11 protein-coding genes are annotated in these 13,999 nt (G+C 70.8%); 8 read left to right on the top strand and 3 right to left on the bottom strand.

Going from position 1 to position 13,999, the window contains the following annotated elements:
* Window positions 1-218 precede the first annotated feature (218 nt).
* A complete protein-coding gene (gene mfd, locus OXS49_RS13845; protein ID WP_267424977.1) occupies window positions 219-3,818 on the top strand; it encodes a transcription-repair coupling factor in 3,600 nt (1,199 codons plus the stop codon).
* 31 nt (window positions 3,819-3,849) lie between these two features.
* Here mfd and OXS49_RS13840 read toward each other — a convergent pair whose 3' ends face one another.
* On the bottom strand, window positions 3,850-4,203 hold the full coding sequence (locus OXS49_RS13840; RefSeq protein ID WP_244003852.1) for a hypothetical protein: 354 nt from the start codon (window positions 4,201-4,203) through the stop codon (window positions 3,850-3,852).
* A 141-nt stretch (window positions 4,204-4,344) separates the two neighbouring features.
* Here OXS49_RS13840 and OXS49_RS13835 point away from each other — a divergent pair, with 141 nt between their 5' ends.
* The 4 genes from OXS49_RS13835 to OXS49_RS13820 all read left to right on the top strand — a co-directional run bounded on the left by OXS49_RS13835 (window position 4,345) and on the right by OXS49_RS13820 (window position 9,192).
* A complete protein-coding gene (locus OXS49_RS13835) occupies window positions 4,345-5,685 on the top strand; it encodes an MFS transporter (RefSeq protein WP_244003850.1) in 1,341 nt (446 codons plus the stop codon).
* A gap of 175 nt (window positions 5,686-5,860) precedes the next feature.
* Complete coding sequence (locus OXS49_RS13830; protein ID WP_267424972.1) at window positions 5,861-7,210, top strand: tlde1 domain-containing protein; 1,350 nt, start codon at window positions 5,861-5,863, stop codon at window positions 7,208-7,210.
* A 256-nt stretch (window positions 7,211-7,466) separates the two neighbouring features.
* On the top strand, window positions 7,467-8,516 hold the full coding sequence (locus OXS49_RS13825; protein WP_267424970.1) for a CoA ester lyase: 1,050 nt from the start codon (window positions 7,467-7,469) through the stop codon (window positions 8,514-8,516).
* A gap of 322 nt (window positions 8,517-8,838) precedes the next feature.
* Window positions 8,839-9,192 carry a DUF559 domain-containing protein gene (locus tag OXS49_RS13820; RefSeq protein ID WP_267424968.1) on the top strand — a complete coding sequence of 118 codons (354 nt, stop codon included), beginning with the start codon at window positions 8,839-8,841 and terminating at the stop codon, window positions 9,190-9,192.
* On the opposite strand, the gene OXS49_RS13815 is transcribed toward OXS49_RS13820, so the two are convergent.
* Complete coding sequence (locus OXS49_RS13815; protein ID WP_267424965.1) at window positions 9,193-10,176, bottom strand: helix-turn-helix domain-containing protein; 984 nt, start codon at window positions 10,174-10,176, stop codon at window positions 9,193-9,195.
* A 53-nt stretch (window positions 10,177-10,229) separates the two neighbouring features.
* Here OXS49_RS13815 and OXS49_RS13810 point away from each other — a divergent pair, with 53 nt between their 5' ends.
* The 3 genes from OXS49_RS13810 to OXS49_RS13800 all read left to right on the top strand — a co-directional run bounded on the left by OXS49_RS13810 (window position 10,230) and on the right by OXS49_RS13800 (window position 12,441).
* The gene (locus OXS49_RS13810) at window positions 10,230-10,979 is read left to right on the top strand and encodes a DJ-1/PfpI family protein (RefSeq protein ID WP_267424963.1); all 750 of its coding nucleotides are present in this window, start codon (window positions 10,230-10,232) and stop codon (window positions 10,977-10,979) included.
* 47 nt (window positions 10,980-11,026) lie between these two features.
* Window positions 11,027-11,365, top strand: a complete 339-nt coding sequence (hspQ, locus tag OXS49_RS13805) for a heat shock protein HspQ (RefSeq protein WP_244003838.1) — start codon at window positions 11,027-11,029, stop codon at window positions 11,363-11,365.
* An 86-nt stretch (window positions 11,366-11,451) separates the two neighbouring features.
* A complete protein-coding gene (locus tag OXS49_RS13800) occupies window positions 11,452-12,441 on the top strand; it encodes a DUF4424 domain-containing protein (RefSeq protein WP_267424959.1) in 990 nt (329 codons plus the stop codon).
* 545 nt (window positions 12,442-12,986) lie between these two features.
* Here the strand turns inward: OXS49_RS13800 and OXS49_RS13795 are convergent.
* Window positions 12,987-13,772, bottom strand: coding sequence for an invasion associated locus B family protein (locus OXS49_RS13795; RefSeq protein ID WP_244003834.1), 786 nt, complete (start codon window positions 13,770-13,772; stop codon window positions 12,987-12,989).
* Window positions 13,773-13,999: the final 227 nt, after the last annotated feature.

Below are 13,999 nucleotides of genomic sequence, written 5' to 3'. Positions count from 1 at the left end.
GAACGTTCGTCGGTGCTCCCCCTGTCGCGTCGTCTCTCCAGCAGCGGCGCGCTTCCCCGAATCGCAGCCCAACAACCGTTCCGTGACTGCAGCAGAACCGCCATATAGGGTCCGCTCAGCCGTGACCCCGGGAACGCTTTATCGCGGCGCCCCGATCAGCTAACGCCACCCGACCTCTGCCCCTGACGCGCCCGGCGGGATCCCCCGCGAAAGACCCGATGGCCAAGCCGCAACCGAAGCCTTCTGCGCCCGCGCCCGCCAAACAGCAGGTCGCGCGCTTCGCCCTGCCGAAATCCTCCGCCCTCGCCCAGGCGATCGACGCCCTCAAGCGCGGCGACAGCCCGGTGCTGGCGAGCGCCCCGGAGGGGTTCGACGCGCTCGCGCTCGCCGACCTCGCCCGCGCCCTGGCCCCCACCGTCGATGCCCCGGCCGTGCTGGTCCACGTGGCGCGCGATTCCGGGCGCTCGGCGTCGTTCCAGGCGGCGCTCGGCTTCGTTGCGCCCGAGATGGAGGTGATGAGCCTGCCGGCCTGGGACTGCCAGCCCTACGACCGGGTCTCGCCGACCACGGCCACGGCCGCCGCCCGGATGACCGCGCTCGCCCGCCTCGCCCGGACCCGCTCGGCCGAGGACCGCCCGCGCATCCTCTGCACCACCGTCAACGCCCTGGTGCAGCGGGTGCCGCCCCGCGCCCACATCGCCCGGGAGGCGTTCTCGGCGGCGATCGGCAACGTCGTGGCGATGGACGACGTGGTCGCCTGGGTCGAGGCCAACGGCTTTCTGCGCACCGGGACGGTGCGCGACACGGGCGAATACGCGGTCCGAGGCGGCATCCTCGATCTGTCGCCGCCGGGCTTAGCCGCGCCGATCCGCCTCGATTTCTTCGGCGACACGCTGGAATCGATCCGCGCCTTCGATCCGGAGACCCAGCGCACCACCGGCCAGCTCCGCTCGCTCGACCTGATGCCGATGAGCGAGGTCCAGCTCACCACCGAGACGATCCGGCGCTTCCGCCAGGGCTACATCCAGAGCTTCGGCGCCGCCACCCGGGACGACCGGCTCTACGAGACCGTCAGCGAGGGACGGCGCTATGCCGGCCTCGAGCACTGGATGCCGCTGTTCTACGACGGCCTCGACACCCTGTTCGACTATCTCGGCGGCGTGCCGCTGGTGTTCGACCCGCAGGTCGAGGATGCGGCCGCCGAACGGATCGCGCTGGTCCAGGATTACTATCAGGCCCGCGAGGCCGCGATGAAGACGCCGCAGGCCGGCGTCGCCCCCTACAAGCCGCTGCCGCCCCGCGCCCTGTACCTAATGCCGAACGAGCTGAAGGAGCGGATCGCCACCGCCACGGTGGCGCGGCTGACACCCTTCGCCCAGCCCGACTCGCCCGAGCGCGCGGTGATCGATTGCGGCGCCAAGGCCGGCCGGAACTTCGCGCCGGAGCGGGCCGAGGAGAACACCAGCGTGTTCGACGCCGCGGTGGCGCATATCCGCGACCTCCAGGGATCCGGTCATCATGTGATCCTGGGCGCGTGGTCCGACGGCTCCCGCGACCGGCTCTGCGGCGTGCTCACCGATCACGGCCTCAAGAAGCCCGTGGCGATCACCCGGCTCACCGACGTCTACGCGCTGAAGCGCGGCACCGACGCGGCGGTGGCGGTCTGGGGCCTGGAATCCGGCTTCGTCGCGGGCGAACTCGCGGTGGTGTCCGAGGGCGACATCCTGGGCGACCGGCTGGTCCGCCAGAAGCGCAAGGCCAAGCGGCCCCAGGACGTGATCCTGGAGGTGCAGGCGCTCCAGCCCGGCGACATCGTGGTCCATGCCGACCACGGCATCGGCCGTTTTTCCGGATTGAAGACGATCCATGCAGCCGGCGCCCCGCATGATTGCCTGGAACTCGCCTATACTGGCGGCCTGCTGCTCCTGCCGGTGGAGAATATCGAGCTCCTGACCCGCTACGGGTCGGAGGATGCCGAGGTCGCCCTCGACCGGCTCGGCGGCGGCGCGTGGCAGGCCCGCAAGGCCAAGATGAAGCGCCGCATCCTGGAGATGGCGGGCGAATTGATCAAGGTCGCGGCCCAGCGCTTCGTCCGGAAGGCTCCCGCTCTCAAGGCGCCGGAGGGGCTTTACGGCGAGTTCGCCGCCCGCTTCCCGTTCGAGGAGACGGAGGATCAGGCCAACGCCATCGATGCGGTGCTGGACGACCTCAATGCCGGCCGGCCGATGGACCGTCTGGTCTGCGGCGATGTCGGCTTCGGCAAGACCGAGGTGGCGCTGCGCGCCGCCTTCGCGGCGGCGATCTCCGGCAAGCAGGTGGCGGTGATCGTGCCCACCACCCTGCTCGCCCGCCAGCATTTTCGGACCTTCGCCGAGCGCTTCAAGGGCCTGCCGATCCAGATCGCGCAGCTCTCCCGCTTCGCCTCCGCGGCCGAGATGAAGCAGGCCCGTGCGGGGCTCGCTGCTGGCACGGTCGACATCGTGGTCGGCACCCACGCGCTCTTGGCCAAGAACATCGCCTTCAAGGATCTCGGCCTGATCATCGTGGACGAGGAGCAGCATTTCGGCGTGGCCCACAAGGAGCGGCTGAAGGCGCTCCAAGCGGACGTCCACGTCCTGACCCTGTCGGCGACCCCGATCCCGCGCACGCTCCAGCTCGCCATGACGGGCGTGCGCGAACTGTCGATCATCGCCACGCCCCCGGTCGACCGGCTGGTGGTGCGCACCTTCGTGACGCCATTCGATCCCCTGACCATCCGGGAGGCCCTGCTGCGCGAGCGTTACCGCGGCGGGCAGGCCTTCTACGTCGTCCCCCGGATCGAGGATCTGGCGGAGGTCAAAAAATTCCTCGACGCCGAGATGCCCGAGATCAAGGTCGCGGTGGCCCACGGCCAGATGGCGGCGGGCCAGCTCGAGGACGTGATGACGGCCTTCTACGAGGGCAAGTTCGACGTGCTGCTCTCGACCACGATCGTGGAATCGGGCCTCGACATCCCCACCGCCAACACCCTGATCGTCCACCGGGCCGACATGTTCGGCCTCGCCCAGCTCTACCAGCTGCGTGGCCGGGTCGGGCGCTCGAAGGCCCGGGCCTACGCGCTGTTCACGACCCCGGCGAACCGTCAGCTCACCGCCCAGGCCGAGCAGCGGCTCAAGGTGCTCCAGAGCCTCGACACGCTGGGCGCGGGCTTCCAGCTCGCCTCCCACGACCTCGACATCCGCGGCGCCGGCAACCTCTTGGGCGACGCCCAGTCCGGCCACATCAAGGAAGTCGGTTACGAACTCTACCAGCAGATGCTGGAAGACGCGGTCACCGCGCTCAAGGCCGGCATCGAGGACCTGCCCGAGGAGGCGTGGTCGCCGACCATCGCGCTCGGCGCGCCGGTCACGATCCCGGGGGATTACGTCGAGGATCTGGGGGTGCGGTTGGCGCTCTACCGGCGGCTCGCCACCATCCAGGACGATGCCGAGATGGAGAGTTTCGGGGCCGAGATGATCGACCGGTTCGGTCCGCTGCCGCCCGAGGTGGAGCAACTCCTCAAGATCGGCACGATCAAGATCCTGTGCCTCAAGGCGAACGTCGAGAAGGTCGAGGCCGGGCCGAAGGGCGTGGTGGTCCATTTCCGCGACAAATCCTACGCCAACCCGCAGGGGCTGGTGGCCTTTGTCGCCGAGCAGGCCTCCTTCGCGAAGGTGCGGCCCGACATGAGCGTGGTGTTCGTGCGCGAGCTGACCACGATCCCGGCAAGGCTCAAGACCGCCACCGAGGTGCTGCGCAGCTTGGTGACGATTGCCGGGCGGGGCAAGAAGGCGGCGTGAGGATCTCGTGAGGGCCTGAGCCGGCGTGGCCTCACACCGGCTTGAGCAACTCGATCGCGTCTTCCGTGAACTCGATGTGCCCGTCCCAATAGCTGATGAGCACGTCGCGATTCAGCGCGACCCAGGCCTTTAGGCGCGCCTCGTCGGCGGGATCGAGGCGCGGGCCGTCCGTGTATCGGAAGGGTCTCACCTGATACGAGCCCATCTGATCGGGCTGGACCCGAGGTCCGAGCGAGACCTTCACGCGGGCGTCGTGCCGGGCGCCGCCCCTCTGCGAGATGAACACGATGAACGGCAAACCGGTGGTCTTCGAGCGCAGGTTCGCCATGCCGTAGGTGGCCTGTCCCTGGGCCTCGGCGGCCGTGAGGACCGTGGGGGCGTCCATGTCGACCTCCGTTGCCGTCCTTTCACACCACCAGCATAGCGTGATTCCCGTACGCCGTCGCGCCGGGCCGTCGCGAGGTTTGCTCGTTGCGCCGCAAGGCGGGATCTGCTCTCTCCTTCCCGAACCCCAGGAGACGCGTGGATGGCGAACCCGGCCGCAGCCAGTGCCCCTTCCACTCCTGTGAAGTCCCAAAAAAACGCCTTCCTCACGCCTTTGTTCACCGACCGGCGGGTCGCCGCGGTGCTCGGGCTCGGCTTCGCGCAGGGCATCCCGTTCCTGCTCGTCTACGCGACCCAGTCGGCGTGGCTCGTCCAGGCCAAGGTGCCGCTCGCCACGATCGGGCTGATGAGCGAGCTCACCATCGCCTACAAGCTCAAGTTCCTCTGGGCCCCCTTCCTCGACCGCCACGACGCGCCGCTCATCGGCCGCTGGCTCGGGCGAAGGCGCGGCTGGATCGTCGCCACGCAGATCCTGGTGGCGCTGGCGCTCGCGGGCGTCGCCTTCGGCGATCCGGCCCACTGGCTCGCCTGGACGGTGGCGTTCTCCCTGGCCCTCGGCGTCGCGGGCGCCACCCAGGACGTTGTGATCGACGGCTGGCGCATCACCGCCGCGCCGCCCGAGCAGCAGGCGCTGATGTCGTCGTGGTCGGAGATCGGCTACCGGATCGGCAACCTCGCGGCGGGGGCCGGCGCCCTCTACCTGTCCGACGCGTACGGCTGGCGCGTCGCCTACCTGTGCATGGCCGCGCTCATGGCCCCCGGCACGATCGCGGCGCTGCTGGCGCCCGAACCCCCCGCCCCCGAGACGCCCGCCACCGGCGGCTTCGTCGAGACCGTCTGGGCGCCGATCCGCGACCTGCTGGCCCGCCTCGGGCCGCTGGCCGTGCCGGTGCTGGCGCTGGTCGCGGGCTTCCGGATGCCCGGCTACGTCTCGAACGCCATGGCGATCCCGCTGTTCAAGACACTCGGCTATTCCAACACCGACATCGCCACGGTGACCAAGCTGTTCGGCTTCTGGATCGCGCTCGGCGGGACGTTCCTGGCGAGCGCCATCATCCCGCGGATCGGCATGATGGCGAGCCTGCTGATCGGCACCGTGGTGGCCTCGGCCTCGCACCTCGCGCTGGCCTATCTCGCATGGCACGGCGGCCATGGCGGGGCGGCGTTCTGGACCTTCGCGGCGACCGTCGGGATCGACGGCTTCGCCTACGCCTTCGCGTCGATCGTACTGATCACCTACATGTCGCGGCTCTCGGCCACCGCACACGCGGCGAGCCAGTACGCCCTGCTGACCTCGCTCTGCGCCCTGCCGGGCAGCCTGCTCGCCGGGTTTTCGGGCTTCGTGATCGAATGGACCGGGTTCACGTGGTTCTTCGTCGGCACGTCCCTAATCGGCGTGCCGGTGGCCCTGCTCTGCCTGCTGGTCGCGCGTCGGCATGGGCCGATGGACGCGCCGATGGAGACCCCCGCGCGGGCGTCCTGAACGCGTATTCGCGGCGGCGTGCGCGTCTTTAGCAAGACTTAACCATAAGGCGGCTTAATGGGTGGACGGTTGATGTCCTTCCCAGATGGGCAACCCAGGCCACGTGCGCGGAAACGGCTTCCGCGGGCGAACGGCGGCGGCTGCCCCCGGGGAAGCGCGTGCGCGAGTTCCCCGAATGGCTCAGGCTGCAATGTCCCGAACCGCGTACCCGGTCGCGGAGCCCGTGCGGCGGGCCGCGCCGCAGCGCATCGTCTACGTCGAGACGCCCTACGATCCCGTCGCCCGCACCCGTGTGCCCTACCCAAGCGCCATGCGCCGGGCTCGCCGCCGCGCCCGTCTCACGGGGCTCATCGGCCTGACCGCCGTGACCCTGGCCGGCTGGGCGATTCTCATCCAGCCGCAGGGCCCCGCCCCGTCCGAGGCCCCCGCGCTGCGGCCCGCCCTCGCCACCGCGCCGCACGCCGCGCCGCAGCCGAATCTCGCCTGGATGCTCGATCCGAGCCCCGCGCTGGGCTCCGGCGCCGCGACCGACTTCGGCGAAGCGGCGCTGCCGACCGACTTCCAGGTCGCCGCCACAACCCAGGTCGCCCTGTCCGAGCCCTCCCCGGCGGTCCGGGAGATCGCTCGGCAGGTCGCGCGCGCTGAGCAGGTCAAGGCCGAGCGGATCCGGACCGCGCAGGCCTCGGATGCGCTGGTCACCGCGCCGGAGGGGCTGGCCGCGTCGAAGGGGATTGCTGCCACGCAGGCGCCCGCGCCCCTGCGGCTTGCCATGGCCGAGCCGACCCCCGCCGCCTTCGTGCCCAATCCGGCATCCGCCCTGGTGCCTCTGCCGGTGGCCCGCCCGGCCGAGCTGCGGCCGCAGCCCCCAGCACCGCGCACCGCGCCGCCCGCCCGGGTGGCGGCCCGCGCCCTGCCCCGCACCCGCGACGTGTTCCGCGCCGCCATGGCGGAGGAGCCGTCCTTCTTCGAGAAGCTGTTCGGCGTCGGCGCCGCCGCACCCCGGCAGGAGCCACGTCAGGCCCTGGCCTATGCCAGCCCCGATACCTTGCCGCAGGCGGCCCCACGCACCCGGATCAGCCCGGAGCCCGAATCCGTCGGCGGCACGGCGGTCTACGACATCACCGCCCGTACGGTGACGCTCCCGTCCGGCGAGGTGCTGGAGGCGCATTCCGGCCTCGGCGAGGCCATGGACAGCCCGCGTTTCGTCCACCTGCGCATGCGCGGCTCGACGCCGCCGGGCACCTACATGCTGACCGAGCGCGAGCGCCTGTTCCACGGGGTTCGGGCGATCCGCCTCACCCCGGTCGGTGGCAGCGGGTCGATCCACGGCCGTGACGGCCTGCTCGCCCACACCTACATGCTGCGCCAGCCCGGCGCCTCGAACGGCTGCGTCTCGTTCCGCGACTACAACCGCTTCCTGCAGGCCTTCCTGCGGGGCGAGGTCCGGCGCCTCGTGGTCGTGGGCGGCGACGGCGGCCTGTTCGGCCGGGTCGGCATGGGCGAGCGCGGGGGCAGCCGGGGCTGACCACCGCGCGAAGGTCCTGGGTTTCCAAAGGGACCGGGTCCTTTGGTGGGGTGGCGGGGTGAAACCCCGGCCTACGGATCCTGGACCCCTCTTCGGGGGTCCAGGATCCGTACAGCAGAGCCCTGCCCTGCACCCGCCAAAGGACTCGTCCTTTGGAATCCAGGATCGTGTTCGGGGACATGCCCGTGTTCCCGATTGCAATGCGATCGGGAACGGCTCTAACGGGGGCAGACGCCAGCCCGTACAAGAGGCCCCGATGAAACTGCCCCGCCGCTTCTTCCAGCCCCTCGCCACCGGCGCGCCGGCCCCGTTCCGCGAGCTTCCGCTGCGGCTGGAGCGGATGATCCACTTCGTCCCGCCGCACAACGACAAGGTCCGCGCCCGGGTGCCGGACCTCGCCGGCACGGTCGACGTGGTGCTGGGCAACCTGGAGGACGCGGTCCCGGCCGACCAGAAGGAGGCGGCCCGCAAGGGCTTCGTCGCCATGGCCCAGGCCACCGACTTCGCCGCCACGGGCACCGGCCTCTGGACCCGGATCAACGCCCTCAACTCCCCCTGGATCTTGGACGACCTGTTCACGATCGTGGCCGAGGTCGGCGACAAGCTCGACGTCGTGATGGTGCCCAAGGTCGAGGGCCCGTGGGACATCCACTACATCGATCAGCTCCTCGCACAGCTCGAGGCGCGCCACGGGGTGACGAAGCCGATCCTGGTCCACGCGATCCTGGAGACTGCCGAGGGCGTGGCCAATGTCGACGCCATCGCGTCGGCCTCGCCGCGGATGCACGGCATGAGCCTGGGCCCGGCGGATCTCGCGGCGTCCCGCGGCATGAAGACCACCCGGGTCGGCGGCGGCCATCCGGATTACCGGGTGCTCAGCGATCCCTCCGGCGACGCCCCCCGGGCCACGGCGCAGCAGGATCTCTGGCACTACACGATCGCCAGGATGGTCGATGCCTGCATGGCCAACGGCATCAAGGCCTTCTACGGCCCGTTCGGCGATTTCTCCGATGGCGCGGCCTGCGAGGCGCAGTTCCGCAACGCCTTCCTGATGGGCTGCGCCGGGGCCTGGACGTTGCATCCGAGCCAGGTCACGATCGCCAAGACGGTCTTCGCCCCGGACCCAGCCGAGGTGGCCTTCGCGGCCCGGATCGTCGAGGCCATGCCGGACGGCACCGGCGCCGTGATGCTCGACGGCAAGATGCAGGACGACGCCACGTGGAAGCAGGCCAAGGTCATCGTGGATCTGGCGAAGCTCGTGGCCGCGAAGGATCCGGAGCTGGCCGCCGTGTATCAGCTGGGGTGAGTGGGGCCGGATCCGCGCATCGTTTGCTGCAGAACGGCGACAGGGCGAAGCGCGGGTCCCCTCTCCCGTGCGGGAGAGGGACAGGGTGAGGGATCAGGTCTATCCGAAAAAGGCTCGCCCTGTTGGCGTGTCAATCGCACGACCTATCCTGAGGGTCCTAGTCCCTCACCCCAACCCTCTCCCGCACGGGAGAGGGGGTGCGTTGCGTCCTGCCGCCGGCGGTGGCTTCGAACTGACCCGAACGGCTCGTCGGGTCAGGCCCGCGCAAGCGAAGCGTCTGTACCATCCCCACGATCCGCGACCATACTGCCGGAGCCGGGCGGTGACCAAGTCGATCCCGCGAGCCCGCACCCTGCGGCGCACCCGGACGACAGCCGAGGCCAAGCTCTGGCGCGTGTTGCGCAACCGCGCGCTCAACGGCCGGAAATTCCGCCGTCAGCCCCCGATCGATCGGTTCATCGTCGACTTCGTCTGCACCGAGGCCAAACTCATCGTCGAAGGGGATGGAGCGACGCATTCCACGGCGGCCGAGATCGCCTGGGATACCGAGCGGACCAGACTCATCGAAGCCTGCGGCTTCACCCTGCTGCGCATCACGAATGCGGACATCCATAAGAACCGCGACGGCGTGCGCGAGACCATCCTCGCAACCCTCGAACGCCGCGAGACCGTGTGATCACCGCCCAAACCGCGCCCGATAATCCTGCGGCGTCGCCGTGACATGCCTTAAAAAACTGCGCCGCATCGTCTCCTCGGAGCCGAAGCCGCAGGCCCGGGCGATGCGCTTGACCGGCTGCGCCGTCTCGGCCAGCGCCCGGCGGGCCGCCTCCACCCGCAGGCGCTCCACGGCTTTGGCCGGGGAGAGGCCGGTCGCCGCTTGGTAGTGCCGGCTGAGGCTGCGCGCGCTCATCCCCGCCGCCGCGGCGAGCGCCGGAAGCGCGAGATCCCCCGACAGGTTCTCCGCGATATAGGCGTGGAGCGCCCCGAACCGCTCCTCGCCCGCCTGGAGGGCCAGCGCCGCGCTGAACTGCGCTTGCCCCCCCGGGCGCTTCAGGAACATCACGAGGTGGCGCGCAACCGCCAGGGCGAGGGGGCGGCTGAGATCCGCCTCGACCAGCGCGAGCGCCAGATCGATCCCCGCCGTGACCCCCGCCGACGACCAGACCGGACCGTCGCGCACGAAGATCGGGTCCGGCTCGACCCGGATTCGGGGGTAGCGTTTGGCGAGCGCCCCGCAATGCTTCCAGTGGGTCACGGCCTGCCGCCCATCGAGGAGCCCGGTCGCGCCGAGCAGGAACGCCCCGGTGCAGACCGAGGCGACCCGGCGCGCCCGTCCGGCCCGCGCCCGCACCCAGGCCACCAGCGCTGCGTCGTCGCAGGCCGCCAGGACACCGGGGCCGCCTGCGATCACCAGCGTGTCCACCGGCGTGTCGAGATCCGGCAGCGGCTCCGCCACCAGCCGCAGGCCGGCCGAAGCGGTCAGATGCGGCGCGCCCGCCGCGATCACCCGCGGCGCGTAAGGCTGGCCCACGCCGCCATGCTCGTTGGCGGTGGCAAAAACCTGGAGCGGGCCCGCCACGTCGAGGAGCTGCACCGCCGGGAAGGCCAGCACCTCCACGACCCGCGGGGCATCTGGCGGAAAACGAGGGCTCTTTGTCATTCGCGCCAGAGCGTGACGCGGTAGGGTCGCCCTGTCCACCCCGGAGGCCTCCGATGATTCCCCCCGACACCCACCTGCAGATCGGCTCGCTCCTGTTCGAAGGGCTCGACCAGATCGACCTCACCGGCCCGTTCGAGATCCTGGCCCGGATCCCGAACAGCACCTACCGGATCTACGCGGCCACCCCAGATCCGGTGCGCGACGTGCGCGGCCTGCGGATCCTGCCGGACGCGACCCTGGACGCGGCGCCCCGGCTCGACGTGCTCCACGTCCCGGGCGGCCAGGGCCAGGAGGCGCTGATGCGCGATCCCGCCGTGCTCGGCTGGATCCGGCAGCAGGCCGGGGGCGCCTCCCACATCCTGTCGGTCTGTACCGGCGCGCTCCTCCTCGGGGCGGCGGGCCTCCTCGTGGGGCGCCGGGCGACGACCTACTGGAACGCGGTCCATCTCCTGCCCTTCTTCGGGGCCGAGCCGGTGGATGCGCGGGTGGTGATCGACCGCGATGCGGAGAGCCGCACCTGGGTGTTCGCAGCCGGCGTCACCGCGGGGATCGACGGGGCCTTGCGCCTCGCCGCCGAATTGCGGGGTGCCGAGGCCGCGCAGGGTATCCAGCTCGGGATGCAGTACGCCCCCGAGCCGCCCTTCGACAGCGGCACCCCCGGGACCGCCCCGCCCGCCATCGTGGCGGCGGCCCGGGCACGCGCCGCCGACCTCACCGCCCGGCGCGAGGCCACCGCGCGGGCGATCGCGGCCGAGCTCGGCATCCGCCTCCCCGAATCCGCGGACGCGAACCGGGGCGGATGACAGGCCCCGTCTTCGGTCCTATCTGTCCGGTCTGGACGGACTGAACCATGACGGACGTAACCCTGAGAACCGCGAAATTCGCCATCGGCGCCGTGGTGCGCCACCGGATCTACCCCTTCCGGGGCGTCGTGTTCGACGTCGACCCGGTCTTCGACAACACCGAGGAATGGTGGTTGGCGATCCCCGAGGAGGTCCGGCCGCGCAAGGACCAGCCATTCTACCACCTGCTGGCCGAGAACGCCGAGACCGAGTACGTCGCCTACGTGTCGGAGCAGAACCTCCTGCCCGATACGTCGGGCGAGGCCCTGCGCCACGCCGGCATCGCCGAGATGTTCGTGCGCGACGATGCCGGCGCCTACCGGATGCGCGCCCGCGCTACGAACTGAGCGGCGCGGGGACCGTCAAGCTTTCGACAAGGGCCCCGCGGTAGCCTCAGGCGACGGCCGCTGCCGTCGGACGAGCCCGACGCCATATGGTCGCCCGATTCCGATCCGCCGCCCTGCTCCTCGCCGCCGGCCTGTTCTGCGCCCCGGCATGGGCCAACGACAGCGCCGCGGAGCTCGATGCCGGCGGGCTGATCCTCGTGCCGGAGCCGGGCATCGCGCTGGCGAGCGAGGATCTCTCGATCAGCCGCGCGCGAATCGACGTGACCTACGTGTTCCGCAGCCAAGTGGAGGCGCCGCGCACGGTGCGGATCGCGTTCCCGCTGCCGCCGATCGACGGCCGCGTGCTCAGCTTCTCGGCCCTCAAGCTGCCGCAGCCCGAGCGCGCGAACTTCGTCGGCTTCACCGTCACGGTGGATGGCCATCCGGTCGAGCCGGAGCTGGAGGAGCGCGCCTTCGTGGGCGAGCGCGAGGTCACCGACCTGCTGCGCCGCCACGGCCTGCCGCTCAACCCGCTGCGGGTCTCCGAGCTGGTGGCGGCCCAGAAGCAGATCGACACCGCCGCCTGGGCGGAGCTGGTCAAGGCCGGCCTGTTCCCGGACGCCGAGGGGATGACCGAGGGCCTCTGGCGCAGCGAGGCGAAGTTCCACTGGCTGCAGACCTTCCTCCCGGGGAAGGACGTCCGGATCGCGCACAGCTACGCCCCGGTGAGCGGGTTCCATGTCCTCGATCTGAAGGAAGCGTCCCGCGACAGCTACCGGGCGACCTACTGCCTGGACGATCCGGGGCTCGCGGCGATCCGGCGTCTGCACGCCAGGGCGCGGAACGCGAGCGGATACCTGCGGGCCTTCGTGGTGCCCTACATCGTGACCACGGCGCGCAACTGGGCTTCGCCGATCGGGCGCTTCACCCTGACGGTGGACAAGGGGATTCCGGAGGCGATCGTGAGTTTCTGCCGCACCGGCATCCGGAAAATCGGGCCGACCACAATCCGCTGGGAGGCCCGGGACTACGTGCCCGATCAGGACCTGCGGGTCCTGTTCGTTTTGCCGGGGCCGGGCCCGATGGGGATCCGGTAGGGCCGCCGCCCTCCCCGATCTTCGAGAGGCTTCGCCGTTCACGCCGCGGCTCGCGCGGGCGCGACGTGCCCCCTCTCTTCCGTGCGGGCTTGGGGATTCACACGTCTATCGGAGAACATGCGCGAACGGCACCGCTTCTCTCCCTCCCCCGCAGAGGGGGGAGGGAGACGCGCGGAGCCGCCTTCGCCTTTCCAAGCGAGATCTGCGAACATCGTAGCTCCGCTTGCGGGGAGAGAGGGGACCCGCGCCCTGTCTTGAGGCCGTACGGCCGAAGCCGATCTGTGACTCCGCAGGCTCGTAGAGGGTGAGGGAGGGCGCATGAGCCAGTCGGGCTGCCCCGCTTGGCAACCGCACGACGATCCCAAACCCGAGAAGTGTGAATCTGCAACGCAAGCAAGGCGAGGGGATCGCTGCGGTCATCGTCGGCGCAGCGGGCGACCTCTGAGGCTACGAACTTGCAGACGGGACGAGGCCGCGGCTGGCCAGACGCGGAGGGCCGGACCTCGCGGCCCGGCCCTCCAGATAACCGCGACCCTGCGGCCGGCTTACTTCGCGGCCGGAGCGGTGCCGGCGGCCGGGGCAGCGCCCGCGGCGGCACCGCCCTGCTGCTCCAGCTTCTTGCGCATGTCCTCGGAGCGCTTCTCCAGCTCCGCCTGGAGCTTCTTCTGCTGCTCCTCGAGCACCTTCGGGTCGATCGCCGGGCCGTCGAAGGCTTTGCCGAAGCCGGTCAGCGGCACCGCGAAGGTGACCTCGCGCTGGGTCTGGTTCTGGACCGAGACGTTGAGGGTCGTGCCCTTCTTCATCGCGGCGATTACGCCGGCATCGACGCCCCCGGCCTCGGCGAAGCAGCCGTTCGGGAAGCAGACTGCGAAGCGGCCGGCGGTCGCCGCCTGGCCGTCGATGCTGAAGCGGATGCCCGGCTGCAGCAGCAGGCCGAGCGGCAGCAGGTAGCGCACCACGCGCACCTCCTGCTTCTGAGCGGGGTTCTTCATCTCGTAGACCGCCACCGCTAGCACCGGCTGACCCTGGTCGGACACGAAATCGCGGGTCGTGTAGCAGATGTCGGTGCCGGAGGCCTGGTCCTTGCCGCAGACCTTGGTCCAGTCAGCCTGGCCCGGCTCGGACTTCACCGCGACGATCTGCGGGCCGGTCTGAGCCGCCGGCGTGTTGGCCGCGGGGGTGCCCGGAGCAGTCGGCGCCGGCGCGGCCGGAGCAGGCGCTGCGGCCGCAGGCTTCTTGGGCTGCGCGAGGGCCGGGGCGACCGCGAGGCCGAGGCCCGCAAAACCGAGGAGGGCGGCGCGCGCGAGCGTCGCAGGGCGGGTGAAGGACATCGGCTCTGACCCCTTAGGAAGCGATACGGTGCAGCGGGTTGATGCGGAGCCGGCCTCGCGGCCGGTCCGCCGGACCGTCCGGACGGGCGCCGCCGTGGCGCGCCGACCGGAGCTCCGGATGAAACGGTCCGGCCATCGGAGGGGACGGGCGCTTGACTGCGCGCATCTCCCGCCCCGGCGGCCGGGCGGCCTGCCTTTCCCCTGGAATAAGGCGAAGGCATGACACC

The organism is Methylobacterium sp. GC_Met_2 (assembly GCF_026540795.1).
Taxonomy (GTDB): Bacteria; Pseudomonadota; Alphaproteobacteria; order Rhizobiales; family Beijerinckiaceae; genus Methylobacterium.
Note: the sequence above shows the minus strand (reverse complement) of the source record. Positions and strands in the feature narration are given on the sequence as shown.

Excerpts from the sequence above, each read along its gene's own strand:
- mfd (WP_267424977.1), top strand. The coding sequence starts at position 219 with ATGGCCAAGCCGCAACCGAAGCCTTCTGCGCCCGCGCCCGCCAAACAG.
- OXS49_RS13840 (WP_244003852.1), bottom strand. The coding sequence starts at position 4,203 with ATGGACGCCCCCACGGTCCTCACGGCCGCCGAGGCCCAGGGACAGGCC.
- OXS49_RS13835 (WP_244003850.1), top strand. The coding sequence starts at position 4,345 with ATGGCGAACCCGGCCGCAGCCAGTGCCCCTTCCACTCCTGTGAAGTCC.
- OXS49_RS13830 (WP_267424972.1), top strand. The coding sequence starts at position 5,861 with ATGGCTCAGGCTGCAATGTCCCGAACCGCGTACCCGGTCGCGGAGCCC.
- OXS49_RS13825 (WP_267424970.1), top strand. The coding sequence starts at position 7,467 with ATGAAACTGCCCCGCCGCTTCTTCCAGCCCCTCGCCACCGGCGCGCCG.
- OXS49_RS13815 (WP_267424965.1), bottom strand. The coding sequence starts at position 10,176 with ATGACAAAGAGCCCTCGTTTTCCGCCAGATGCCCCGCGGGTCGTGGAG.
- OXS49_RS13810 (WP_267424963.1), top strand. The coding sequence starts at position 10,230 with ATGATTCCCCCCGACACCCACCTGCAGATCGGCTCGCTCCTGTTCGAA.
- hspQ (WP_244003838.1), top strand. The coding sequence starts at position 11,027 with ATGACGGACGTAACCCTGAGAACCGCGAAATTCGCCATCGGCGCCGTG.
- OXS49_RS13800 (WP_267424959.1), top strand. The coding sequence starts at position 11,452 with ATGGTCGCCCGATTCCGATCCGCCGCCCTGCTCCTCGCCGCCGGCCTG.
- OXS49_RS13795 (WP_244003834.1), bottom strand. The coding sequence starts at position 13,772 with ATGTCCTTCACCCGCCCTGCGACGCTCGCGCGCGCCGCCCTCCTCGGT.